General features: G+C 65.9%; 26 protein-coding genes and 1 other RNA gene. 9 read left to right on the forward strand and 18 right to left on the reverse strand.

All coding sequences use genetic code 11. The features are described from left to right. Positions 1 to 19: 19 nt before the first annotated feature. Positions 20 to 1,756 carry an acyl-CoA carboxylase subunit beta gene (locus MUK72_RS12305; protein WP_244701241.1) on the reverse strand — a complete coding sequence of 579 codons (1,737 nt, stop codon included), beginning with the start codon at positions 1,754 to 1,756 and terminating at the stop codon, positions 20 to 22. A 108-nt stretch (positions 1,757 to 1,864) separates the two neighbouring features. On the opposite strand from MUK72_RS12305, the gene MUK72_RS12310 reads away from it, so the two are divergent. Beyond that, on the forward strand, positions 1,865 to 2,479 hold the full coding sequence (locus MUK72_RS12310; protein ID WP_244701245.1) for a class I SAM-dependent methyltransferase: 615 nt from the start codon (positions 1,865 to 1,867) through the stop codon (positions 2,477 to 2,479). Here the strand turns inward: MUK72_RS12310 and MUK72_RS12315 are convergent. Together MUK72_RS12315 and MUK72_RS12320 are read right to left on the reverse strand one after the other, a co-directional pair. Further along, positions 2,476 to 3,324 (reverse strand): class 1 fructose-bisphosphatase, encoded by an 849-nt coding sequence (locus tag MUK72_RS12315; RefSeq protein WP_244701248.1) that lies wholly within the window; start codon positions 3,322 to 3,324, stop codon positions 2,476 to 2,478. The genes MUK72_RS12310 and MUK72_RS12315 overlap by 4 nt on opposite strands. Continuing rightward, positions 3,324 to 4,118 (reverse strand): class I fructose-bisphosphate aldolase, encoded by a 795-nt coding sequence (locus MUK72_RS12320; protein ID WP_244701251.1) that lies wholly within the window; start codon positions 4,116 to 4,118, stop codon positions 3,324 to 3,326. Before MUK72_RS12320 ends, MUK72_RS12315 begins: the two co-directional genes overlap by 1 nt. A gap of 113 nt (positions 4,119 to 4,231) precedes the next feature. On the opposite strand from MUK72_RS12320, the gene MUK72_RS12325 reads away from it, so the two are divergent. Then, on the forward strand, positions 4,232 to 5,671 hold the full coding sequence (locus tag MUK72_RS12325; protein WP_004055451.1) for a DHH family phosphoesterase: 1,440 nt from the start codon (positions 4,232 to 4,234) through the stop codon (positions 5,669 to 5,671). 2 nt (positions 5,672 to 5,673) lie between these two features. Here MUK72_RS12325 and MUK72_RS12330 read toward each other — a convergent pair whose 3' ends face one another. Genes MUK72_RS12330 through MUK72_RS12340 form a run of 3 tightly spaced genes read right to left on the reverse strand, consistent with a single transcriptional unit; the run spans position 5,674 to position 6,695 of the window. After that, entirely contained in the window at positions 5,674 to 5,970 is a 297-nt protein-coding gene (locus MUK72_RS12330) for a PRC-barrel domain-containing protein (RefSeq protein ID WP_004055452.1), read from the reverse strand. A 48-nt stretch (positions 5,971 to 6,018) separates the two neighbouring features. Then, on the reverse strand, positions 6,019 to 6,186 hold the full coding sequence (locus tag MUK72_RS12335) for an HEWD family protein (RefSeq protein WP_004055453.1): 168 nt from the start codon (positions 6,184 to 6,186) through the stop codon (positions 6,019 to 6,021). Positions 6,187 to 6,239: 53 nt separating this feature from the next. Further along, positions 6,240 to 6,695 carry a DUF7992 family protein gene (locus tag MUK72_RS12340; RefSeq protein ID WP_004055454.1) on the reverse strand — a complete coding sequence of 152 codons (456 nt, stop codon included), beginning with the start codon at positions 6,693 to 6,695 and terminating at the stop codon, positions 6,240 to 6,242. A gap of 104 nt (positions 6,696 to 6,799) precedes the next feature. On the opposite strand from MUK72_RS12340, the gene MUK72_RS12345 reads away from it, so the two are divergent. Then, complete coding sequence (locus MUK72_RS12345) at positions 6,800 to 7,534, forward strand: NAD(+)/NADH kinase (protein ID WP_244701267.1); 735 nt, start codon at positions 6,800 to 6,802, stop codon at positions 7,532 to 7,534. 36 nt (positions 7,535 to 7,570) lie between these two features. Next, complete coding sequence (locus MUK72_RS12350; RefSeq protein WP_004055456.1) at positions 7,571 to 8,020, forward strand: DUF7313 family protein; 450 nt, start codon at positions 7,571 to 7,573, stop codon at positions 8,018 to 8,020. A 427-nt stretch (positions 8,021 to 8,447) separates the two neighbouring features. Here the strand turns inward: MUK72_RS12350 and MUK72_RS12355 are convergent, their stop codons facing one another. From MUK72_RS12355 to MUK72_RS12390, 8 genes are read right to left on the reverse strand one after another with little or no spacing between them, the layout of a single operon-like run. After that, positions 8,448 to 8,723, reverse strand: coding sequence for a DUF7314 family protein (locus MUK72_RS12355; RefSeq protein WP_244701270.1), 276 nt, complete (start codon positions 8,721 to 8,723; stop codon positions 8,448 to 8,450). Next, positions 8,716 to 9,060 (reverse strand): DUF7315 family membrane protein, encoded by a 345-nt coding sequence (locus tag MUK72_RS12360; protein WP_007742277.1) that lies wholly within the window; start codon positions 9,058 to 9,060, stop codon positions 8,716 to 8,718. Before MUK72_RS12360 ends, MUK72_RS12355 begins: the two co-directional genes overlap by 8 nt. Beyond that, the gene (locus MUK72_RS12365; protein WP_244701273.1) at positions 9,057 to 9,845 is read right to left on the reverse strand and encodes a cytochrome b family protein; all 789 of its coding nucleotides are present in this window, start codon (positions 9,843 to 9,845) and stop codon (positions 9,057 to 9,059) included. Before MUK72_RS12365 ends, MUK72_RS12360 begins: the two co-directional genes overlap by 4 nt. 4 nt (positions 9,846 to 9,849) lie before the next feature. Continuing rightward, positions 9,850 to 10,644, reverse strand: coding sequence for a cytochrome b (locus MUK72_RS12370; RefSeq protein ID WP_004055460.1), 795 nt, complete (start codon positions 10,642 to 10,644; stop codon positions 9,850 to 9,852). Beyond that, the gene (locus MUK72_RS12375) at positions 10,641 to 11,552 is read right to left on the reverse strand and encodes a hypothetical protein (protein WP_004055461.1); all 912 of its coding nucleotides are present in this window, start codon (positions 11,550 to 11,552) and stop codon (positions 10,641 to 10,643) included. The genes MUK72_RS12370 and MUK72_RS12375 overlap by 4 nt, the downstream gene beginning before the upstream one ends. A gap of 2 nt (positions 11,553 to 11,554) precedes the next feature. Then, the gene (locus MUK72_RS12380) at positions 11,555 to 11,944 is read right to left on the reverse strand and encodes a DUF7318 family protein (protein WP_004055462.1); all 390 of its coding nucleotides are present in this window, start codon (positions 11,942 to 11,944) and stop codon (positions 11,555 to 11,557) included. Position 11,945: 1 nt separating this feature from the next. Further along, the gene (locus tag MUK72_RS12385) at positions 11,946 to 12,599 is read right to left on the reverse strand and encodes a plastocyanin/azurin family copper-binding protein (RefSeq protein ID WP_004055463.1); all 654 of its coding nucleotides are present in this window, start codon (positions 12,597 to 12,599) and stop codon (positions 11,946 to 11,948) included. A gap of 57 nt (positions 12,600 to 12,656) precedes the next feature. Continuing rightward, positions 12,657 to 13,562, reverse strand: a complete 906-nt coding sequence (locus MUK72_RS12390; protein WP_244701278.1) for a DUF7319 domain-containing protein — start codon at positions 13,560 to 13,562, stop codon at positions 12,657 to 12,659. A 92-nt stretch (positions 13,563 to 13,654) separates the two neighbouring features. Between MUK72_RS12390 and MUK72_RS12395 the strand changes: the two genes are divergently transcribed. Continuing rightward, entirely contained in the window at positions 13,655 to 14,143 is a 489-nt protein-coding gene (locus MUK72_RS12395; protein ID WP_244701281.1) for a DUF7321 family protein, read from the forward strand. Positions 14,144 to 14,291: 148 nt separating this feature from the next. Here MUK72_RS12395 and nth read toward each other — a convergent pair whose 3' ends face one another. Then, a complete protein-coding gene (gene nth / locus MUK72_RS12400; protein ID WP_244701284.1) occupies positions 14,292 to 14,978 on the reverse strand; it encodes an endonuclease III in 687 nt (228 codons plus the stop codon). A 103-nt stretch (positions 14,979 to 15,081) separates the two neighbouring features. On the opposite strand from nth, the gene mvaD reads away from it, so the two are divergent. The 3 genes from mvaD to MUK72_RS12415 all read left to right on the forward strand — a co-directional run bounded on the left by mvaD (position 15,082) and on the right by MUK72_RS12415 (position 18,294). After that, the gene (gene mvaD / locus MUK72_RS12405) at positions 15,082 to 16,053 is read left to right on the forward strand and encodes a phosphomevalonate decarboxylase MvaD (protein ID WP_244701287.1); all 972 of its coding nucleotides are present in this window, start codon (positions 15,082 to 15,084) and stop codon (positions 16,051 to 16,053) included. Positions 16,054 to 16,492: 439 nt separating this feature from the next. Further along, complete coding sequence (locus MUK72_RS12410; RefSeq protein WP_244701290.1) at positions 16,493 to 17,617, forward strand: NAD(P)/FAD-dependent oxidoreductase; 1,125 nt, start codon at positions 16,493 to 16,495, stop codon at positions 17,615 to 17,617. Between the two features lie 47 nt (positions 17,618 to 17,664). Then, positions 17,665 to 18,294, forward strand: coding sequence for a hypothetical protein (locus tag MUK72_RS12415; protein ID WP_244701293.1), 630 nt, complete (start codon positions 17,665 to 17,667; stop codon positions 18,292 to 18,294). A 66-nt stretch (positions 18,295 to 18,360) separates the two neighbouring features. On the opposite strand, the gene ffs is transcribed toward MUK72_RS12415, so the two are convergent. Continuing rightward, positions 18,361 to 18,673, reverse strand: an RNA gene (ffs, locus tag MUK72_RS12420) — signal recognition particle sRNA. Positions 18,674 to 18,899: 226 nt separating this feature from the next. Further along, positions 18,900 to 19,310 (reverse strand): DUF7548 family protein, encoded by a 411-nt coding sequence (locus MUK72_RS12425; protein WP_244701296.1) that lies wholly within the window; start codon positions 19,308 to 19,310, stop codon positions 18,900 to 18,902. An 84-nt stretch (positions 19,311 to 19,394) separates the two neighbouring features. Between MUK72_RS12425 and MUK72_RS12430 the strand changes: the two genes are divergently transcribed. Next, on the forward strand, positions 19,395 to 19,712 hold the full coding sequence (locus MUK72_RS12430) for a DUF5798 family protein (RefSeq protein ID WP_004055472.1): 318 nt from the start codon (positions 19,395 to 19,397) through the stop codon (positions 19,710 to 19,712). Positions 19,713 to 19,752: 40 nt separating this feature from the next. Here MUK72_RS12430 and MUK72_RS12435 read toward each other — a convergent pair whose 3' ends face one another. Next, a complete protein-coding gene (locus MUK72_RS12435; protein ID WP_244701299.1) occupies positions 19,753 to 20,160 on the reverse strand; it encodes a CoA-binding protein in 408 nt (135 codons plus the stop codon).

Genomic DNA, 20,160 nt, shown 5'->3' on the forward strand with positions numbered 1-20,160 from the left:
AGCGCTCGATACCGGTGATTCAGAGGATCGTACCGTGTTTCTTGTCGGGCAGCGATTTGTCGATCCCCTCGTAGAATTCGAACCGGGCGGCGAGCTCCTCGCGAAGCTCGCTTGGCGGCACGATGTCGTCGATGACGACCTCGCTCGCCATCCGGTGAGCGTCGATGTCCTCGCGATACTCCTCACGGAGTTCGGCCTCGCGTGCGGCGCGCTCGTCGTCGTCCTCGATATCGTCGAGGCGATTCCGATAGACGGCGTTGATCGCCGCTTCGGGACCCATGATGGCGATCTCACCCGACGGGAGCGCGAGCGTCGATTCGGGCTCGTAGGCCGGTCCGGACATGGCGTAGATGCCCGCGCCGTAGGCTTTCCGGACGACGACGCACTGTTTGGGGACCGTCGCCGAGGAGGTCGCGTAGATCATCTTCTTGCCCTGTTCGAGGATGCCCTCCTTTTCGACCCCCGAGCCGGCCATGAACCCCGGCGTGTCGCAGAGATAGAGCAGCGGGATGTTGTAGGCGTCACAGGTCCAGATGAACTCGGCGGCCTTCTCGGCGGCGTCGGGGAAGATCGCGCCCGCGCGCTGGGCCGGCTGGTTCGCGACGATCCCCACCGGTCGGCCGTCGATCCGCGAGAACGCCGTGACGATCTCCGGGCCGTACTGCTCGCGGAGTTCGAGCACCGAGCCCTGATCGGCGACGCGATCGATGAGTTCGTGCATGTCGTAGCCGCGGTTCGGCCGCTCGGGCACGACCGAATCGATGCCAGCGGGCGAGCGCGATGGTGGGCGCGAGTCGGATCGCGGGGGTTTCTCGTCGGAGTTGTCGGGGAGGTAGGTGACGAGTTGAGCGACGAGCTCGCGGGCGTGCTCTTCGTCCTCGGCCACGAGATCTGCACTGCCGGATTCGGCGGCGTGGACCTGCGCACCACCCAGCTCCTGGAGGTCGATCTCCTCGCCGGTGACCATCTCCACCATCCGCGGGGAGGCGATGGCCATCGCGCTCATCCCCTCGACCATCACCGTGAAGTCGGCGAACACGGGCGTGTAGGCCGCGCCCGCGATGCAGGGGCCGTAGAGCACGCAGATCTGGGGAACGCGCCCCGAGAGCATCGAGTGGTTGTAGTAGTATTTGCCGATGCCTTCGCGGTTGGCGAAAAAGCCCGTCTGCTGATCGATCCGTCCACCCGACGAATCCATCAGATAGAGAACCGGCTTGCCGGTCTTGAGCGCGCGCTGTTGCATGCGGAGGAACTTCTCGACGCCCTTCTCGGCCATCGAGCCCGCCTTCACGGTGAAGTCGTTGGCCATCGCGTGGAGCGTTCGGCCCTCGAACTCGGCGGCCCCGGTGAGCAGTCCGTCGGCCGGCAGTTGGTCCTCGCTATCGAAGTTGGCGAACTTGCCGTCCTCGAACGAAAACCCGTCGTCGAACCAGAGATCGAGGCGATCGCGGACGAACAGTTTGCCCTGATCGTCCAGGCGGTCCTTGTACTTCTCCGGTCCCCCCTGCTCGATGTCGGCGATCTCCTCGCGAAGGAGTTCCTCGCGCTCGGTCGGCCCGTCCGTGGTCGACGCCCGTGATCCGCCCGCTCCGTTCGTTGCGGATCGGTCGTCGCTCGCCGGCGGGTCGGCGGTCGTCGCGGGCGCGTCGCCGTCGCCGACGTACACCTCGATCGCCGACCCGGTGTGTTCGGCCAGCGCGCTGCCGATGACGCGTGCCTCCTCGTCGCTCGCCCCCTCGCCGATGCGGATCTCCATACCGATACTGTGCAATAATTGCGGAAAGACTTTTCCATGTCGTCGACCCGACCGGATCGAACGCGAACGGCGAAACGGTTTGTCCGTCGGCCGTGTCGATGTCGACGAATGACGGGCGACAAGCGCGCCATCAGGGACGGCTACGACGCGATCGTCGACGAGTATCTGGCCCGTCGCACGAGCGAGCACGCCGATCGACCCCATCTCGACTGGCTCCGCGATCGACTCGCCGACGGCGCACGGGTTCTCGACGCCGGCTGTGGCGCGGGCGTACCGGTCGCCGAACGCTTGGCCGACGATCACGACGTGGTCGGTATCGATCTCTCGCGCGAACAGCTCCGCCGTGCCCGCGAGGACGTCACACAGGCGCGGTTCGTCCAGGGCGACATGAGCACGCTCGGATTCGCCGACGATAGTTTCGACGCGATCTGTTCGTTCTTCTCGTTGATCCACATCCCGCTCGACGAACACGCTCGCGTCGCGGCGGCGTTCCATCGCGTGCTGCGGCCCGGCGGACTGGCCGTGCTCACCGTCGGCGGCGACGAAGGCTGGGACGGCAACAACCCCGACTGGCTGGAGACGGGCGTCGAAATGCGCTGGAGTTTCCCCGACACCGAGACGAGCGCACGCCAGTTCGCCGATGCCGGGTTCGAGATCCTCGAAACACGGTCGATCGAGGACAGTACGTTCGAACTGTTGTTCGCCGAAAATCGCGAGAACTAGTCGTCGAGCGTCGCTTCGAGCCGGTCGATCAGCTCCTCGTTGCCGACGTGAACCGGAACCCGCCCGTGAAGGCCGTCGGGTTCGACGTCGAGCAGCGATTCGTTGCCATCCGAGGAGCGCCCGCCGGCCGATTCGACGATGTACGCGATCGGGTTGCCCTCGAACTGGAGCCGGAGTTTCCCCTCGGGAGCCGAGTCGAGTGCCGGATAGGCGAAAATCCCGCCGTAGGTGAGCACCTGGTTCACGTCGCCGATCATCGCGCCGCCGTAGCGGAGCTTGAGCGACGAATCAGATTCGATCTCGCGGGCGTAGTCGGTGAACTCGTCCGTCCAGTCGGGCACACGTCCACCAAACCCGTAGACGGTCGGCTCGTCCGGCAGCGAGACGTCCTCGCTCACCGTGTGGCGCTCGCCGTCCTCGACGACGGACTCGGTCGCGGTGTCGTCGACGGCGGTCACCATCGTCGTGATCGGGCCGTAGAGCGTGTAGGCCGCCCCGACGAGATCGTGGCCGCCGGCCGGGAGCGCGGCGTCGTAGATCCCGACGATCGTCCCCATCGTGTTGTTCGGCTTGATGTTCGAGGAGCCGTCGAGCGGATCGACCGCGACCGAGAGCCCCGACCCGTCGCCAATGACCTCCTCGCGTTCCTCGCTCGCGTAGCTCCCGACGCCGTCGATCGCGAGCAGGCGCTCTTCCAGGAGCTGATCGGCGTGGACATCCGCCGCGAGCTGTTCCTCGCCGCTCGGGTTCTCACCCTCCTGGTATTCGCGCCGGCCGACGAGCCCCGCGCGGATCTCGGGGGCCGTCTCGGCGATCGTCGTGAAGACCGCCTCGATGGTGTCCATCACGAGAGCGCGGCGTCGACGGACCGTCCCTCGTGGATGACTGCTTCGAGCGCATCGAGCAGTTGGGTCGGGTTCTCGCGCTGCCAGATGTTCCGGCCGACGGCGAGTCCCGCACCGCCGGCGTCCATCACGGCCTTGACGTTCTTGAGGAACGCCTCGTCGGAGACCTTGGAGCCGCCGGACATGACGACCTTCGCGCCGTTCTCCCCGCCGGCGGCCTGGACGGTGTGTTCCATCGCCTCGCGGCTACCGGGGTATTTGACCTTCGCTACGTCGGCACCGAGTTCGAGCGCCTCGCGGGCGGCGTAGGCGATGGTGTCGGCGTCGGAAGCGTTTCTGAGCCCCTGGCCACGGGGGTACGACCACATCACCATCGGGATATCGTGTTCGCGGGCGGCCTCCTGGGCGTCGCGGAACTCCTCGGCCATCTCGATCTCGCTGTTCGAGCCGCCGTAGAGGGTGAACCCCACGGCGTCGGCACCGATGTCGGCGGCGTAGTCGACCGTACAGTTCACGGCGCTGTCGGGCTCGCCCATCCAGAGGTTCGAGGTACCGTTGAGCTTCGTCAACAGCGAGACGTCGTCCTCGTAGGAGGGGTAGTAGCCCTCGGCGAGCCCCTTCTGGACGGCGACCGAGGTGACGGCGTCGTGGGTCGCCACGTCGAAGACGGTCTCGGGGGACATCCGTTCGGGATGCTCGGTGAAGTCCGAGGGGCCGTGTTCGAGGCCGTGATCGTAGGCGAGAATCAGGATCTTGCCGTCGCGTGCGAGCGGCGAGTCTTCGAGCGAGAGCATATCCGAATCATCCACCGACAGCGACAAATAGTTTGCGTGAGAGCAGCGCCCGCCGGGGACGACCGCCGAGAACACGCAGACTATAAACATGGCTCCCCCAGAGCGGACGGACAATGAGCACCGGCATCACGATGGCCTCGATGTCCTCCTATGCGATCTTGGGCTGTGGCAGCGTGGGCTACGCCGTCGCCGAGGAGCTCGTCGACGAGGACAAGGACGTCCTCATCGTCGACGTCGACGAGAGCCGCGTCGAGGCCCTCCGTGACCAGGACATGAACGCCAAGACCGCCGACATCGCCGACGAGGGGGTGCCCGAGGCGGTCGCCGATCGGGACGTACTGCTCGTGCTGTCGACGGATATCGAGGCCAACGAGGCGGCCATCGCCAACGTCCGCGCCCGCGGCGACGAACAGTTCGTCATCGCACGCGCCTCGGATCCGGTCACTGCCGACGAGCTCCGCGAGGCGGGTGCCGACGCCGTCATCAACCCCTCGACGGTGATCGCCGACGCCGCGCTGCGCGCGCTCGAAACCGGCGAGCTCGAACACAAGGCGGGTCTTCTCGCCGACGTGCTCGACGGTACCGAGCATCGTCTGGCCATCCTCGCCAACGACAACCCTGGCCCGGACTCGATCGCCAGCGCGGTCGCGCTCCGGGCGATCGCCGACGCGCGCGGCATCGAAGCGGACATCCTCTACGAGGGCGAGATCGGCCACCAGGAGGACCGCGCGTTCGTCAACCTCATCGGCGTCGACCTGCAGGCGCGCGCCGACGTCGACTTCGAGCAGTACGACACGCTCGCGCTCGTCGATCACGCCCAGTCGATGGAGGAGACGATCGACCGCCCGATCGACGTCCTCATCGACCACCACGAGCCCGACGGCGACTACGAGGCGGCCTTCTCGGACGTGCGCGCGAACGTCTCCTCGACGTCGACGATCATGACGAAATACGTCCAGGAGTTCGATCTCGGCCTCGACGACACCGTCGCGACCGCGCTGCTCTACGGCATCCGCGCCGAAACGCTCGACTTCAAGCGGGACACGACGCCGGCAGATCTGACCGCCGCCTCCTATCTCTACCCGTTCGCCGACCACGACACCTTAGAACAGGTCGAATCGCCGTCGATGTCGCCCGAAACGCTCGACGTGCTCGCCGAGGCGATCGGCAACCGCGAGGTCAACGGCTCGTATCTCGTCTCGAACGCCGGCTACATCCACGATCGCGACGCGCTCGCACAGGCCGCCCAGCAGCTCCTGAACCTGGAAGGGGTGAGCACGACCGCCGTCTTCGCCATCGACGACGAGCGCATCACGCTGTCGGCGCGCTCGAAGGACATCCGCATCAACATCCGCAACGTGCTCGAAAGCGCCTTCGAGGAACACGGCGAGACGGTCGGCCACTCGACGGACGCGACGGTCTCGATCCCGCTGGGCATCTTCACCGGCATCGAGACGACCGACGACAACCGCGAAACGCTGCTCGCGCTCACAAAACAGGCTGTCCGGCGAAAACTCTTCGACGCACTCGGCGTCGACGACAACGGAAATTAGACTCAGACCGCAGCTTCGTTTTCCGTCTCCTCGCTCGGTTCGCGCAGGCGCTCGATTGCCTCGGTGACGAGAACGATATCACCAACCGACCGCACCCACCGGAACGGGACGACGACGCCGCTGGCAGTGCGCGCACGCCCGGCGAGCAGCTCGCGGTTCAGTCCGCCGACCGCCAGCCCGGTGACGATTTCGCGATCGAGATCGAGGCGGACGTCCTCAACCTCTCCGACGAACAGACCGTTGTTCGAGTAGACCTCACGGCCGACGAGCGAGTCGATTTCGGCTTCCGTCGCATCCATACGCGAACGTACGCCGACGGGGACTTAACTGTTGGCGAGTTCGACCGGCTACGACTCGGCGAAGGGGTTGTACGCACCGTTGATATCCCACTCGTGGATGCAGTGGCTGCGACCGCTCTCGACGATCCGCCAGTTGTCGGTCGCCTCGTCCCAGACGTCACGACGACCGCAGCGTTCGCATTCGCGCTCGTCGGGCGGGGTAGCTGTCTCGTTCATGCGAGCCGTTCGCGGCCATGCACATCAACCCCACGAACGGGAGCGGACGGTCGTCAGAAATCGGGCAGATCGTCCGGCGCGTCGTAATCGGCCTCCCAGTCGATGTACTCCTCCTTGAGCACCTCACAGACGAGCTGGCCGAGCTCGGTGAGTCCGGCATTGATCGAGGAGACCGCGCCCCACGAGTCGAGATCCGGATGGAGATCGCGCTCCTTCCAGTCCTCGGGCAGGCCGGGGGCGTGGTAGCCGACCCGATCGGCGAAGTCGTCCCAGAAGAAATCGAAGCGATCGACGAGCCCGAGATCGCGGACGATGGCGAACTCGCGTTCGTCCATCTCGGTGTCGGCCGCCCAGTGCTCGAACGCCTCGTCCCACGCACCCGCGTGGAGGAAGGATTCGAGTTCGTCGCGGCGGTACTCGTCGCCGCCGACGTCGGCGTCCTCGTAGGCGTCGGCGTCGACGCCCGCTTCGAGCGTCGGCGGTGGTGGCGTCTCGACGGCGAGGCTCATACGGAGCGATGGCGGCCGGTGCTGATAAAGCGTTTCCCGTCGCCGTCGCGCGAACGTTGCCACGAGCCCGCAGTCTTTTGACCGGCCGGTCACAACCGACTGCGATGAGTGACGGCGAGGCGGTCGACAGGGACGAACGACCGGACATCGCGGTGCTCGCGTCCACCGACGGGGCGGCCGACGTCGTCGAGACGATCCGGGCCGCCGGCGGCGTCGCCGGAACCGCCACCGCGGAGACGGTCGCCGGAACCGATCTCGTGATAGCGCCCACCGGCGATGCGATCGCCGAGCTCGCTACAGCGGACGTCTCCACACCCGTTCTTCCGATCGCCGACGATCTCCGTCCCGAAACCGCCGAACGGCTTCTCGACGGGCAATACACCGTCACGGAACGGCCGCTCGTCGCCGTCGAGACCGACAGCGGGATCGCTCACGCGCTCTCCGACATCACCCTCACGACGGCGGCCGCGGCGACGATCTCCGAGTTCTCGCTCGACCGGCCGGATCGGAGCACACCGATCGGCCGATTTCGTGCCGACGGTGTGGTCGTCACGACGCCAGCGGGCAGTCGTGGCTACGCTCACACGGTCGGCGGACCGATCGTCGCCCCCGGGAGCGACGTGCTGACTGCCGTGCCGATCTCGCCCTTTGCGACCGACCCCAATCACTGGGTCGTGCCGCTGGCTGGGCTTTCGCTCACCGTCGAGCGCGACGACGCCGACGTGGAGCTGCTAGTCGATGGGCGGACGGTCGAGACGGTCGAGCCGGGAGCGACGGTGGAGCTGGCGCGCGCCGGAACGCTACCGATCGTCTCGCTGCCCGATGGCGACCGGGAATGAGAAACCTTCTAATGGAGTCGCGTTGGACGATACCCTATGAATCCGCTCTCGCTGTTCGGCCCGGTCGATGCCGTGCTCGGTAGCGGCGAGCCACCGCTGATCGTCTACGTGCTCGTCGTCCTCGCCGTGTTGAACCTCGCGACGCGTGCGCTCTCGCACCGCTCGAACGTCTCGCAGGCGGACGAAGGCGGTGCCGACGCCATCGAACAGCATCCCGCCCACATCGCCACCACCATCCTGCTCATCCTCGGCTCGTTCTACCTCGGCACCGTCGAACTCCACTCGGGGATGGTGCTGTCGGTGCTCGTCGTTGGGATGTTCGTCACCGACTTCTTCGAGCTCGAAGCCAGACGCGTCGAGGTGCGCAACGACCGCGAGATCGGCCAGCCGAAGGCAGCCGTCGCCGCCTCCGTGCTCGTCGTGCTCTATGCGGCCTACCTCAGCGTCTTCTTCGTCATCGCCCCGCTGTGGAACGCGGTCGTCTGAGACGGCGCAAGCGATCGAACCACCGGTCGAGAACTGTTTTGCGACGCCGTCGGGATGAGCTGTTTCTACTCTTCGCTTAGCGAGCCGCGGTCAGCACGCGCTCGTGTGTGGCCCAAGCGGGCTCTGGAGCACAGCGAGCGCAGACTCGTTAGAGCTACGCTCTGATAGTGGATGAGCAAGTGGGTGGAACGAGCGGAGCGATTCGGCTGGAGGATATGACTGTCATGGTGTGGTTGGCGGTAGACCGGTTAGCCGAACCATACTGCGTTCTCAATGGATCGAATTGGTTCTATAAGCCAGACGACAAACACTGCAGGACGAACTCAGGTCTGGAAGCTAGTGCGTCGTCCGACCATCGAGAATAGTGAGAGACAGCTGCAATCGCTGCTCGTGGACTGTCGCGGCCGACAGAAGAGACAGTGCCGAATCAGTTCGACGAGCGGCGGTCGCGCAGCGCGGCACGGGCCTGCCGGCCGGCCGGGATGAGCACCCAGAAGGTGATCGCGCCGAAGATGGCGAACCAGAACAGCGCCTCGCGCAGAGTGAGTGCGATGTTGCCGTAGATCGCGGGGTCGGTGGGCACCGACTCAATGAGCTGTTTTTTCGATTCGAAGCTCCCGGTCGCGTACCATCCCGAAAAGACCATCCAGCCGAACAGCCCGCCACAGAGGGTAGCGAGCCCCTTGACGAATTCGTCACTCATTGTCCGATTCTCCACCGCTGTCGTCTTGAGCCTTTCCCATCCCCTCGGTGCGAAAGCGCGTGCCGAGGACGTAGATGCCGGCTCCGAGCGCGATGAACCCGATACCGACGAGCGCGCTCACGAGCGTGAACAGACTCCCGCCGGCGTCCGCGAGCCCGATCGTCTCGAACAACACCGAGAGCGGTCCGGCACCGCCGGTGGCGGCGTCGAGAAAGCCGAACCCCAGAATGACGCAGACGATCGCCAGCAGCGTCGAGAACACCGTCACCGCCTTGTAGGCGCGCAGCGGGACGACGATCTCGCGCGACTCGCTCGCACCCTCGCTGTCGTCGCTCACCGCGGTGGCCGCAGCCGGTAGTACCGTCGGTTGAGCTCGAACATGTAGCCCTCACGCATCGCCTTCAGGATGGCGTAGGTGATGAACCCGGCGACGAACGGCAGCAGGAACGTCAGGTCGAACAGGAGGTCCACACTAAACCAGTCCGGCATGAGGTTCTTGATCGACAGCGCGCTGACCATCATGGCGAAGACGACGCCGAAGACGCCGACGGCCGACCAGAACGGCTGCTCGACGGGTCGGCGCGCGCTCCCCTTGTTCAGGAACGGCACGATGGCGATGAACCCGACGACGACCAGGTTCGCGAGCACGCCGTAGGTGGCGTCCTTCATCAGCTTCTGGCCGCCGAGGATGGCGAGTTCGGGGTTCAGCGGCCCGAGTTTCAGCAGGCCGAACGACCAGTAGAGATACCAGTCGGGCAGGATGATCGCCGGCGTCGTCGACGGATCGGCCGGCGCGCCGAGATGCGGCGGCAGCGCGGCCGCCAGAAAGAGAATCAGGCCGACGAAGAAACTCGTCAGCGAGAGGTTGCGGATCATCTCGTGGGGCCACGTCGGGAACGCGAGCACGTCACGCTCGACGTAGCTCGACTCCGTTCGCAGATCCTGATCCTCGCGCCGTGAGCGCTCGAAATACTCGTAGGTGAGTCGCGAGAGTCCCTGGCGGCGCTCCTTGCGTTCGCGCCACGTCGGCGTCTCGTCGTCCGGCGCGACGATGCCCGCGCCGTCGGCGGCGACCTCCTCGGTGGCGTCGTTTCTCTCGTCGGTGTCGGTAGTGTCTGTCATTGTACTAGTGTGGCTCCGCGATCCCCTGCATCCAAACGATCCCGATGTGGACGGCGATCAGCGACGTCACGACGAACGGCAACAGGAAGACGTGTAACAGATACATCCGCATGAGCGTCGCCTGTCCGAGCGCGAACCCGCCGAAGATCAGCTGGGCGACCCACTCGCCGATCAGCGGGATCGAGAGGCTCATCTCGACGCCGATCTGGCCGGCCCAGTAGGCGAGCTGGTCCCACGTCAGCAGGTAGCCCGTGTAACCGAACACCATCGTCAGGCTGATCAGGACGATGCCGAGGATCCAGTTGAGCTCGCGCGGCTCCTTGTACGCGCCGGTGAAGTAGACCCGCAGCATGTGCAGGAAGACGGCGGCGGTCATCACCTGCGCCGCCCACCGATGGAGACTCCGGAGGAAGAAGCCGAAGTTGAGATCGGTCATGATCATCGTCAGCGCGTTGTAGGCCGCCGACGGATCACCGGCGGTCGATGGGGCGTAATAGAACCCGAGCAGCGCGCCCGAGAGCGCGGCGACGACGTACGCGATCGTCGAGAAGCTCCCGAGTGCATATAACGGGTACCAGTACCAGAACTTGTTGTCGAGGTTGTACTGCTCGGTGTGACTCTTCGGCATCTGGAGGTTGACCTTGTAGTAGAGGTTCTCCAGGACTTCGAGATAGTCGACGATGCGCAGGCGCTTGTCGAGCCACATCAACACCGTGAGATACGTGCTCTCGATCGGTGTCAGCTCCTTCTGTTCCATCCAGCCCGCGTGATCGTGTTCGTCGGGGCGTTCGAGGCTCATGCGCTGCTCTCCCCGCCGCTACTGCCACTACTACCGCCGCTTTCCCCGCTGTCCTCCGGTCGCGGGAGCGAGGTGAACTGAAGCTTCACGGGGTTGAACGGGTCGTACACCGACTGGTGGCAGGGACAGTAGACGTCGTTGGCACCGCCGAACTTCGCACTCTGGGCCGAGGACTTGAACCCCGGCACACAGCAGAAGTGGGTACACTTGTTCAGCCACGCGATGAACCCCTTCTCGGTGCTCGCCTTGACCCACTCGGGGTGGTCGCTCTCCTTCGCGAGATCCTCGATGCGCGTGCTCCTGAGGATCTGTATCGGGGCCGTTTCTTGGGGCGGGAGATCCTCCGATCGCCAGCGACCCATCGCCGGCTTGCCGAGCCCGTCCTTGCCGATGTCGTTGCCCCACGATTCGTAGTCGTCAAAATCGCTGACCTTGAGCTTGTCACCGGCGCTCAGATCGCTCATCCAGTCGTAGCTCGTCGAGGCAGACTCGGAGACGCGGAAGAAGTTGTCCTGATCGGCGTCGGGCGCGATGCCGGCGTACGTCTGGACACCGCAGTACTGGAACCACTCGCTGGAGTAGGTGATGCCGCCGAGCTGCGTCTCCGCGATCTTCACCTCCTCGTTGTCGACCGTCTTCGTCTTCACTTCCGGCCAGACGCCCTTCAGATAGCCGTCCGAGTCGATCTCGATCGGTATCTGTGGCATTCCGCGCGGTGCCGGGCCGGCGATGTTCTCGATACCGAAATACTGCGTCGCCCCGCCACCGGAGCCCGAGGAGGTGGTGGCGTATTTGATCCCGGTCGCACCGGTGATGCCGGTCGCGCCGAGCGCCGATGCACCGACGACGCCCTTCACGAACCGTCTGCGTCCCGATTCAGCCGGATAGCTGTCTTCGTCTTCTGGCATTGTTATTTCTTGTAATACGGATAGACCGCTCGTTTCACACTGTCCCACATCCCGCCACCGGCCATGCTCGTCCCCTCCATCTGCTCCTCGCGGATGTAGAGGTCCTCCCACTTGCGCCGGCGCTTCTTGACGATCATCACGTCCGGGAGGAACTCCTTGCGGTAGAGCAGGAGGACGAACGCGAGGTCGACGAAGACGACCGCCAACACCGCGCCGAGATACATGTTGCCGACCTCCCTGGTCCCCCAGCCGTTGATCAGTCCGTAGGCGAACAGACCGACGAACACCACCTCGACGATGGTGAGCAACACGATGGCGACGGCCGCGGCGGTGCTCTCTCTGGCCGGTTCGTAACGGTGAATATCGCCATATGTACTGCCTGACGTGGACATTTCAGTTCCCTCCCTTCGCGTTCGGTGATTCGCCGTATTTCACGGCGAAGAACGTGTAGACCAGCGACAGCACCATCATCAGGATGGTGGCGATCCCGACGAAGTGCGCCTGGAACGGCACGCCCATCTCCTCGGGGCTCGGCTCCTCCGCCCCGCCGCCACCGCTGCTACCACCGCTCGAACCGACCTGAATGGTGCCGACCATCCCCGCCGACTCGTGCGGTACACAGACGTACTCTTGCGCGCCGGCCTCCTGGAAGGCGGGTGTCGTGTAGCTGAACCCCTTGTCCTCGATCGGCTCGTGGCCCCAGTCGCCGTTGCTCGGGCTCACGTTGTGACCGTCCGACTCCCAGACGAACTTCACCTTGCCACCCGTCGGGAGCGAGAGCGTCTCGGGTTCGAACTTCAGCGAGCCGCCGGGGCCGACCTTCACCGTCTTCGTTGGGCCACCGCCGCCCCCACCGCCCCCGCCGGCACTTTGATTGCCGCCACCGCTTTGGTTGCCACCGCCGCCGGAGGCGTTGCCACCCCCACCGGAAGCGTTCCCGCCGCCTCCGCCGGACGCATTGTCCTGCTGTGCGGCGGCGGTCCCGCTGGCGGCGGCCGAACCACCTGCCGCGGCGCTTGCTGCCAGCAGAAAATCCCGCCTGTTCATGTGTATCCACACTCTGGACTGGCTTCGCATAAGTCCACCGGATGCGGGTATCGCGCCTCAGACGGAGGAGGCCGAATCGTCCAGCTCGTCCGTCTGTGGGTCGTCGTCGGTGCCCTCGACTGCGGAAGCGTCGGCCGGCTCGCGATAGCGCTCGGGGAGGAACTCGGGACGCTCGTCGGAGCCGATGCCGACCGCACGCAGCCGGTCGCGATACTCCTCCGAACGGAACTTGTCGGAGAGCCGCGCGTTCGCGACCTGGACGAACAACAGGAGGGCGAAGAGGACGAACACGATCCCGGCGACCGGCGCGAACAGCGTCTCGACGGGGAAGAACACCCACGCGACGATGAGTCCAAGCCCCGCCAGCAGCTGGGCGACGGCGACGAGCTGGAGCATCCAGTTGCCGAGCTCGCCGCCACCCTCAGGGACCGCCGACGGCTCCGGCAGTAGCTCGCCCTCCGGCGGTTCCGCGACGTCGTAGTCGTCCATCGAGCAGAGCGCGATGGTCGGTTTGACGTCCCGTAACACGGTGCCCCGGCCCTCGACGCTCCCGTCGGGGTAGACGACAGCGTAGCCCTCGTCGGAGTAGGCGAGCAGTCCGTCCTCGACGCCTTCGAGCCTGGCGAAGACGTCCCGTTCGGCGATGCGGTTTCTGAGATCGGCCTCGACGCGCGCGAGGAGTGCATCGCCGGTGATCCAGGAGTCGGCATCGAAGGCCGCCTCCCACTCGTCGGCGCTCATCTGGGCCATGTCGGTCGGCCCGAAATCGTCGAAATCGTACGTCTCATCGACCCGCTGGCGGAGCTGATCGGTCGATTCCGCCGCGTCCGCGTCGGTCGCTGCGGATTCACCCTCGTTCCCGGTGTCGGCTCCCTCACTGACAGCGGCGTGGCTGTCGGCGTCGGTGCCGCTCTCATCTGCACGCTCGTCTCCCTCGTCCGCCGTGGGTCGGGAGTCGGCCATCGTCTCTCGTACGCCACCGACCGGGTTAGGCTTTCCGACCGCCAGCGCACGGGTTTCGGCAGCCTTTAGCGCCCGCGACGGCGATCTTCGCCATGTTCGGGCTGACCGACGCGACGGTGGCGACGATCGTCGCGATACTGGTCACGGCGAGCTTTCCCTGCTTTCTCTACGGCGCGTGGATCATGATCGACACCGAGAAGGTGACGTGGGGCGTGCTCGTCTACCATCTCAAGTTCATCGTCACCGGACTGACGCTCACCACCGTGCCGCTGCTCGTCTGGATGCTCCCCCGCCTGTTCGGCCAGCTCGGCGGTGCATCCGCCCTGCACGCCTTTCTCGGGCTGCAGGCCTACGCGCTGCTCGCCTTCGCCTTCACGGGGATCGTCCGCATCTTCCGGGCGAAACGGAAATACAACCTCTATCACGACTACGACGAGGACGTGCTGCTCTCGGAGATCGGTACCGACCGGATGGACCACTGGCGAAATCGGCTGCGCATCGGCGTCTTCGGCTACGTGATATTCTGGCTGCTGGCCTATCTCGTCGGCATCGCCCGCTTCGCGTTCGCCTATTTCCTCTGACGAACGTCACACCGCCCGATGGAGGTCGGACGGTGGATGCCACGTGCAGCCCCGCCGGCTGCGTCTCGTCGCTCGACCCCCACACAAAAACCACCGTCGATCGTTCGTTCGTTTTGCGACGAAACGACACGGAACCGTCCGAAACGACCTACGTCCACTCCTCGTCGCTGGCGAGATCGGTCGACGAATCCACCTTCGACGACGGACAGATATCTTCGAGCACACAGTCCCCACACTCCGGGTTGCGCGCCGTGCAGGTCGCCCGCCCGTGGTCGATGAACAGATGCGTGAACGCCTGCCAGTGCTCGGCGGGGACGAACTCCATCAGGTCTTCCTCGATGCGTTCGGGTCGCTGCTCCTCGGTGAGTCCGAGCCGGCGCGTCAGCCGCTGGACGTGCGTGTCGACGACGATTCCCTCGACCACGTCGTAACCGTGCTGGAGGACGACGTTCGCTGTCTTCCGGCCGACACCCGGCAGTTCGGTGAGTTCTCCCATCGTATCGGGAACCTCCCCATCGTGTTCGTCAATGACGAGTTGGGCTGACTCGCGGATGTAGCTCGCCTTGTTGTTGTAGTAGGTGATCGAGTTCAGCGCCTCGGCGAGCTCCTCCTGGGGTGCGTTCGCGAACGCTTCCGGCGAGGGGTAGCTCTCGAAGAGGTCCTCCGTGGTCTCGTTGACCCGCGCATCGGTACACTGTGCGGAGAGAACCACCGCGACGAGCAGTTCGAACCGGTTCGAGAAATCGAGCGAGATGGTCGTATCGGGATACTCCGCGTCGAGACGGTCGATGACGGCAGTAGCCTGTGCCTCGCGCGAGTCGAGCGACGTGCCCATGCGCGGCCTCCGACCGAGCGCGGTTTGAGGCGTTCGATTCCGCGGGTGGCACGCTCGCCGTCCGTTCCGGGACGTTTATTCGCACGTCGCTCGCCACACGGGTATGAAAGCCACTGCGCGGGCGCACCCGATCCAGGGGCTCGTGAAGTACCACGGGATGCGCGACGACGAACTCAGACTCCCCTACCACGACTCGATCAGCGTCTGCACTGCGCCGAGCAGCACCACGACGACCGTGGCGTTCGACGAATCGCTCGACGGGGATCGCTACGTCATCGACGGCGAGGCGGTCGACGGGCGGGGCCGCGAACGAATCGAAGCGGTCGTCTCGCACGTGCGCGAGCGCGCGGACGTTGACGATCCCGTGCGCTTCGAGAGCGAGAACGACTTCCCGACGAACGTGGGCTTTGGCTCCTCGTCGTCGGGCTTCGCGGCGGCGGCGCGGGCGCTCTGTACGGCGGCGGAGCTCGACCTCTCGCTGCCCGAAATCTCAACGGTCGCACGGCGCGGATCAGCCTCGGCCGCACGCGCGGTGACGGGTGGGTTTTCGGATCTCCACGCCGGACTGAACGATACCGACTGTCGCTCCGAGCGCATCGAGAGCGGGCTCGAAGACGATCTGCGGATCGTGAGCGCGCTCGTGCCCGCGTACAAGGAAACCGAGGAGGCCCACCGCGAGGCCGCCGACAGCCACATGTTCGAGGCGCGCCTCGCGCACATCCACAGCCAACTGGCCGAGATGCGCGACGCGCTTCGGGGGGGTAATTTCGAGCGGACGTTCGAGCTCGCCGAACACGACTCGCTCTCGCTCGCCGCGACGACGATGACCGGCCCCTCCGGCTGGGTCTACTGGCAGCCCGCGACGCTCGAGATCTTCGACGTGGTGCGCGATCTCCGCGAATCGGGCGTTCCGGCCTACTTCTCCACTGACACCGGCGCGAGCGTCTACGTCAACACGACGGCCGAACACGTCGACCGCGTCGAGAGCGCCGTCGCCGACTGTGGCGTCGACACGCGGATCTGGGAGGTCGGTGGCCCCGCGCACGTGCTCGACGAGTCCGAAGCCTTGTTCTAAATCATCGGCCACAGCTACGTAGTTGCGGTGGCGCGCGGGAGCGCACCGAAGGTGCGCGACTCGTGCGAGGGATGAGCGAGTGAGTGCAGCGAACGAGCGAATCGGCTGGAGAGGCTGTGGTGCGGTGCGATTCGGTGGCGGAAGGTCAGGTGTTGAACCGCGAGCGAGGCCAACGGCCGAGCGAGCGGGAGTTTTTAGTCCAGGTTTTTGCGAACCCGCGAGCGGAGCGAGCGGGTGAAGTAAAAAAGTGGGAGCTGAGTCGGTTGGGAAGGGTGTGGCCTGCGGTCCTCAGTTGCAACGCGTGAGTGCGGAACTTTGGCTATAGCGACCTGTGTGAAAAACGACGTGATGCCGACGAGCGGGAACACGATTCGGGAAAAGGAACACCTGAAGAGCCGCATTCTCAAGCCATTTAACCGACGATCCCCAACGGTCAACGATGCGAATCGCCGTTCTCGGGGCCGGCTACGCCGGTCTCACGCTCGCTCGCCAGCTGGAGAAGGAGCTGCCCGAATCGGCCGAGCTGGTCGTCGTCAACGACCGCCCGGACCACCTCGTCCAGCACGAACTCCATCGGGTCGTGCGTCGGCCGGCACTCGCCGACGAGATCACGGTCGCGCTCGACGACGCCCTCGACCGTGCGACCGTCCGCGTCGCGCGCGTCACGGACGTCGACCACGAACAGGGTGTCGCCGAACTCGACGACGGCCGACTGGAGTACGACGTCGCGGCGGTCTGTCTCGGTGCCGAAACGGCGTTTCACGACCTGCCCGGCGTCGAGGAGCACGCTACCCCACTCAAACGACTGCCCGACGCTGCCCGCATCCGCGAGGCGTTCCTCGATCTCGATGCAGGCGGGCGGGTCGTCGTCGGCGGTGCGGGGCTCTCGGGCGTGCAGGTGGCGGGCGAGCTGACCGCGCTCGCGCGCGAGGAGGAGATCGACCGCGAGGTGCTCCTGCTCGAACGCCTCGACAGCGTCACGCCGAACTTCCCGGCGGCGTTCCAGGAGGCGGTCCGCGAGGAGCTCGAAAGCCGGGACGTGGTCGTGCGGACGGGCCGGGCCGTCGAGCGTGCCACCGACGAGACGATCGAGTGCGAGCACGAGACGATCGACTACGATCAGTTCCTCTGGACCGGCGGCATCCGCGGGCCGGGCGCACTCTCCGGCGAGCGACCGATCGTCTCCGACACGCTCGAACTCGGCGGCGACACGTTCGTCGTTGGCGACGCCGGGCGGGTTACGGACGCCGACGGGGCGGCGGTGCCCGCGAGCGCCGCGGCGGCCGTGCGCGAGGCACACAGCGTCGCCGGGAGCATCGTCGATATCGTCGAACACGACGGGTCGGCCGAGATGTTCGATCCGCGGCCGGAGCGGTTCAGGTTCGACGCGCCGGGCTGGCTCGTCAGCGTCGGCGACGGCGCGGTGGCGCAGGTCGGGCCGACCGTCTTCCGCGGAACGGCGGCGAAAGCGATGAAGACCACCGTCGGCGCGGGCTATCTCTCCTCGGTCGGCGCGATCGCGAACGCCGCCGATCTCGTTCGCGAGGAGCTCGCAGGCGACTGACGACGACTATCGAGGGTATTATAGGCCGCACGCCGGCTGATTGGGATATGACCAGACGCGTCGCGCTGACCGTGGTGCTCGCAGCCATGCTGTTGCTCGCAGGCTGTTCACAGCTCGCAACGGCCCCGAACGAGGCCGGCGAGACGACCACCGTCGAATCGAACGCGACCACGACCGACGTGACCGAGACGACGCAAACGGCGACGGCGACCCGAGCGCCGACGCCGACGATCCAGGGACAGGTGGCGACCACGACGGCGTCGTCGACACCGACCGCGACGGCCACGCCATCGCCGACGGCCACGCGGACCGCGACGCCGACCGCAGCGGCGACGCCGACCGCAGCAGCCACGCCGACGGCCACCGACATGCAGACGACGACCGGCGAGGCGAAGTACGTCGTCATCATCGGCGGCGAACCCGACGACAAGGTGAACTACCGGATGACGGTCACGGGCTCGATCGAGCGTCGCGGGCAGAGCTACGGCGCGCCGATCGACGACAGCGGCGTGACGCAGGACCCCGATCTCGACATCATCTCCGGCTCGACCGTCGCCGGACGGCTCGGTGGCGGCGGCGATGCCTACCGCATCACCGGCGAGATCACGGACTTCGAGAGCGGGGACGACATCGAGGTGTACGTCGATGGTGAGGAGACCGACGTCGGATCGGAGTAGCGACGGCGCGTGCTGTTTTTGCTCTGAGAGCCGTTCGATACGCCGCGCTGATGGGTATGAAACGAGAGACGGACGCCCGGGGTTGCCCGGCGTTCCAGCACGGGGAAGCCCGCGTGCCTCCTCCACCCCGCGACCCGTCGAGCGATGGCTGTCCGGCGGTCCGCTGCTCGCTTCCGCGCCTGACGGACTGCCGCCGACTAACCGCGGCCGGTCGTCCCTGCGGACGAACGCCCGCGGACCGCCGCCCCCGACGGACGAGGCTTCGACGTTGGCTTGCGGGGCCCGTGCCGGTCTGTCCGGACGCGCCCAGGGTTCGGTCCCCGCTGAAGACCGTGGTGCGGGTTGAGAGCAGGGCCTAACTGCCCGACCTAGTCCGGTTTGAAATAGCCAACTCCCGCATAAGGACTTTTCGTTCCACCGTTCGCCGCGCTCGTTCTTTTGGATGGGATTTCCATCGCTATCCGCAACCGCACCGCCGAAGCCCTCGCATCCCTTCGGGATGCTCGCCCTTCATCCACCAGGACGGGTTCTCCCGACCAGCAGCCACAGTGCACAGACACCAGAAGAGGTCACTTCTTCAGCCGGATCGCCAACTGTGACGAACTCTACACGAGCGCGAGTGCACGGGCATACCACGCGCCGCTGGCCGGAACCACGAGCGAGACGAGCGCCAGCAGCCAGCGATGGAACTCGATGAGCGAGGTGGTCGACAGTTGGAAGACGGTGCTCTCGGGCACCGTCAGGCTCCAGACGAGCGAGACGCCGGCGATCACGAGGCCGAACACGAGCGCGACGCCGGCAGCGGTCGCGGGAGCGGTCCGTCCCGAACGCCCGGCGGCGAGGACGATCACCGTCACCGCGGCGAACAGCCCGCCGACGAGCGGGTTGACCACCCCGTCGCCGTAGTAGATGCCGATCGCGCCGGCGTCGGCACCGAGATACGGCGCGAGAAGCGCCAGCAAAACGAGACCACAGCCGATGATGCCGACAAGCGGGGCAACCCGCGACCCGTCCATACCCACGTTTCGACCGGCGGTGTCTTAATCGCCCCGTTCGAGCGCGAACCAAAGAGCCACGTAGCTCCGCGCCAACCGACCGACATGGGACTCGGCAACACGGCGAAGAAGCTCCAGCGGGTGGCCGACATGGCCGAAACGCTCTACGAGAAGGTCGACGAACTCCGCTCGCAGGTCAACGATGTCAAGGCACACGTCGAGACGACGAGCGAGCGCGTCGAGCGCATCGAACGCGATCTCGACGACCAGCGCGCCATCCTGGATGCACTGGCGCGCGAGCAGGACATCGATGTCGATTCGCTGCTCGCCGGGGCGGCCATCGATGAGGCCGAACCCAGTCACGCGACCGACACCGGATCAACGGCCGACGACGCCGACGGAACGACTGCGACTGGAGAATAACACACGTTCGCCGCTATTTCGGATTTTCCGATCGGCCCATTCAGCAGAGTCGCTGGTGTTCGACCTTCATACAGCGATCCTCGACGACCTGCCGACCGTCCGCTTCGGCGCGTTCGGTCGCCTCCTCATCACGAATGCCGAGCTGCGTCCAGATGACGGGCGAATCCTCGCGATCGAGCGCCGCATCGACGATCCCACTTACCTCATCGCTCGGTCGGAACACATCGACGATGTCGATCTCCTCGTCGACATCCGCGAGCGAGTCGGCGGCCTCGCGGTCAAAGATCTCGTCGGCATGAGGGTTCACGGGAATTACCTCGTAGCCGTGCTCGCGGAGGTAGCGGGGAATCTCGTGGGCGTCCTTGCCCGGCGTCGACGAACAGCCGACGACCGCCACGGTCTCGTGATCGAGGATCGCCCGGAGCTCGTCGTCGTCAGTGACTGGCAT

The organism is Halococcus dombrowskii, from assembly GCF_022870485.1.
Classification (GTDB): Archaea; Halobacteriota; Halobacteria; order Halobacteriales; family Halococcaceae; genus Halococcus; species Halococcus morrhuae.

Coding starts and splice junctions, on each gene's coding strand:
- mvaD (WP_244701287.1), top strand. CDS start 15,082: ATGAAAGCCACTGCGCGGGCGCACCCGATCCAGGGGCTCGTGAAGTAC.
- MUK72_RS12430 (WP_004055472.1), top strand. CDS start 19,395: ATGGGACTCGGCAACACGGCGAAGAAGCTCCAGCGGGTGGCCGACATG.
- MUK72_RS12425 (WP_244701296.1), bottom strand. CDS start 19,310: ATGGACGGGTCGCGGGTTGCCCCGCTTGTCGGCATCATCGGCTGTGGT.
- MUK72_RS12365 (WP_244701273.1), bottom strand. CDS start 9,845: ATGACAGACACTACCGACACCGACGAGAGAAACGACGCCACCGAGGAG.
- MUK72_RS12355 (WP_244701270.1), bottom strand. CDS start 8,723: ATGAGTGACGAATTCGTCAAGGGGCTCGCTACCCTCTGTGGCGGGCTG.
- MUK72_RS12435 (WP_244701299.1), bottom strand. CDS start 20,160: ATGCCAGTCACTGACGACGACGAGCTCCGGGCGATCCTCGATCACGAG.
- MUK72_RS12325 (WP_004055451.1), top strand. CDS start 4,232: ATGAGCACCGGCATCACGATGGCCTCGATGTCCTCCTATGCGATCTTG.
- MUK72_RS12350 (WP_004055456.1), top strand. CDS start 7,571: ATGAATCCGCTCTCGCTGTTCGGCCCGGTCGATGCCGTGCTCGGTAGC.
- nth (WP_244701284.1), bottom strand. CDS start 14,978: ATGGGCACGTCGCTCGACTCGCGCGAGGCACAGGCTACTGCCGTCATC.
- MUK72_RS12380 (WP_004055462.1), bottom strand. CDS start 11,944: ATGTCCACGTCAGGCAGTACATATGGCGATATTCACCGTTACGAACCG.
- MUK72_RS12315 (WP_244701248.1), bottom strand. CDS start 3,324: ATGGACACCATCGAGGCGGTCTTCACGACGATCGCCGAGACGGCCCCC.
- MUK72_RS12330 (WP_004055452.1), bottom strand. CDS start 5,970: ATGGATGCGACGGAAGCCGAAATCGACTCGCTCGTCGGCCGTGAGGTC.
- MUK72_RS12335 (WP_004055453.1), bottom strand. CDS start 6,186: ATGAACGAGACAGCTACCCCGCCCGACGAGCGCGAATGCGAACGCTGC.
- MUK72_RS12390 (WP_244701278.1), bottom strand. CDS start 13,562: ATGGCCGACTCCCGACCCACGGCGGACGAGGGAGACGAGCGTGCAGAT.
- MUK72_RS12415 (WP_244701293.1), top strand. CDS start 17,665: ATGACCAGACGCGTCGCGCTGACCGTGGTGCTCGCAGCCATGCTGTTG.
- MUK72_RS12345 (WP_244701267.1), top strand. CDS start 6,800: ATGAGTGACGGCGAGGCGGTCGACAGGGACGAACGACCGGACATCGCG.
- MUK72_RS12395 (WP_244701281.1), top strand. CDS start 13,655: ATGTTCGGGCTGACCGACGCGACGGTGGCGACGATCGTCGCGATACTG.
- MUK72_RS12385 (WP_004055463.1), bottom strand. CDS start 12,599: ATGAACAGGCGGGATTTTCTGCTGGCAGCAAGCGCCGCGGCAGGTGGT.
- MUK72_RS12410 (WP_244701290.1), top strand. CDS start 16,493: ATGCGAATCGCCGTTCTCGGGGCCGGCTACGCCGGTCTCACGCTCGCT.
- MUK72_RS12305 (WP_244701241.1), bottom strand. CDS start 1,756: ATGGAGATCCGCATCGGCGAGGGGGCGAGCGACGAGGAGGCACGCGTC.
- MUK72_RS12375 (WP_004055461.1), bottom strand. CDS start 11,552: ATGCCAGAAGACGAAGACAGCTATCCGGCTGAATCGGGACGCAGACGG.
- MUK72_RS12340 (WP_004055454.1), bottom strand. CDS start 6,695: ATGAGCCTCGCCGTCGAGACGCCACCACCGCCGACGCTCGAAGCGGGC.
- MUK72_RS12310 (WP_244701245.1), top strand. CDS start 1,865: ATGACGGGCGACAAGCGCGCCATCAGGGACGGCTACGACGCGATCGTC.
- MUK72_RS12370 (WP_004055460.1), bottom strand. CDS start 10,644: ATGAGCCTCGAACGCCCCGACGAACACGATCACGCGGGCTGGATGGAA.
- MUK72_RS12320 (WP_244701251.1), bottom strand. CDS start 4,118: ATGCTCTCGCTCGAAGACTCGCCGCTCGCACGCGACGGCAAGATCCTG.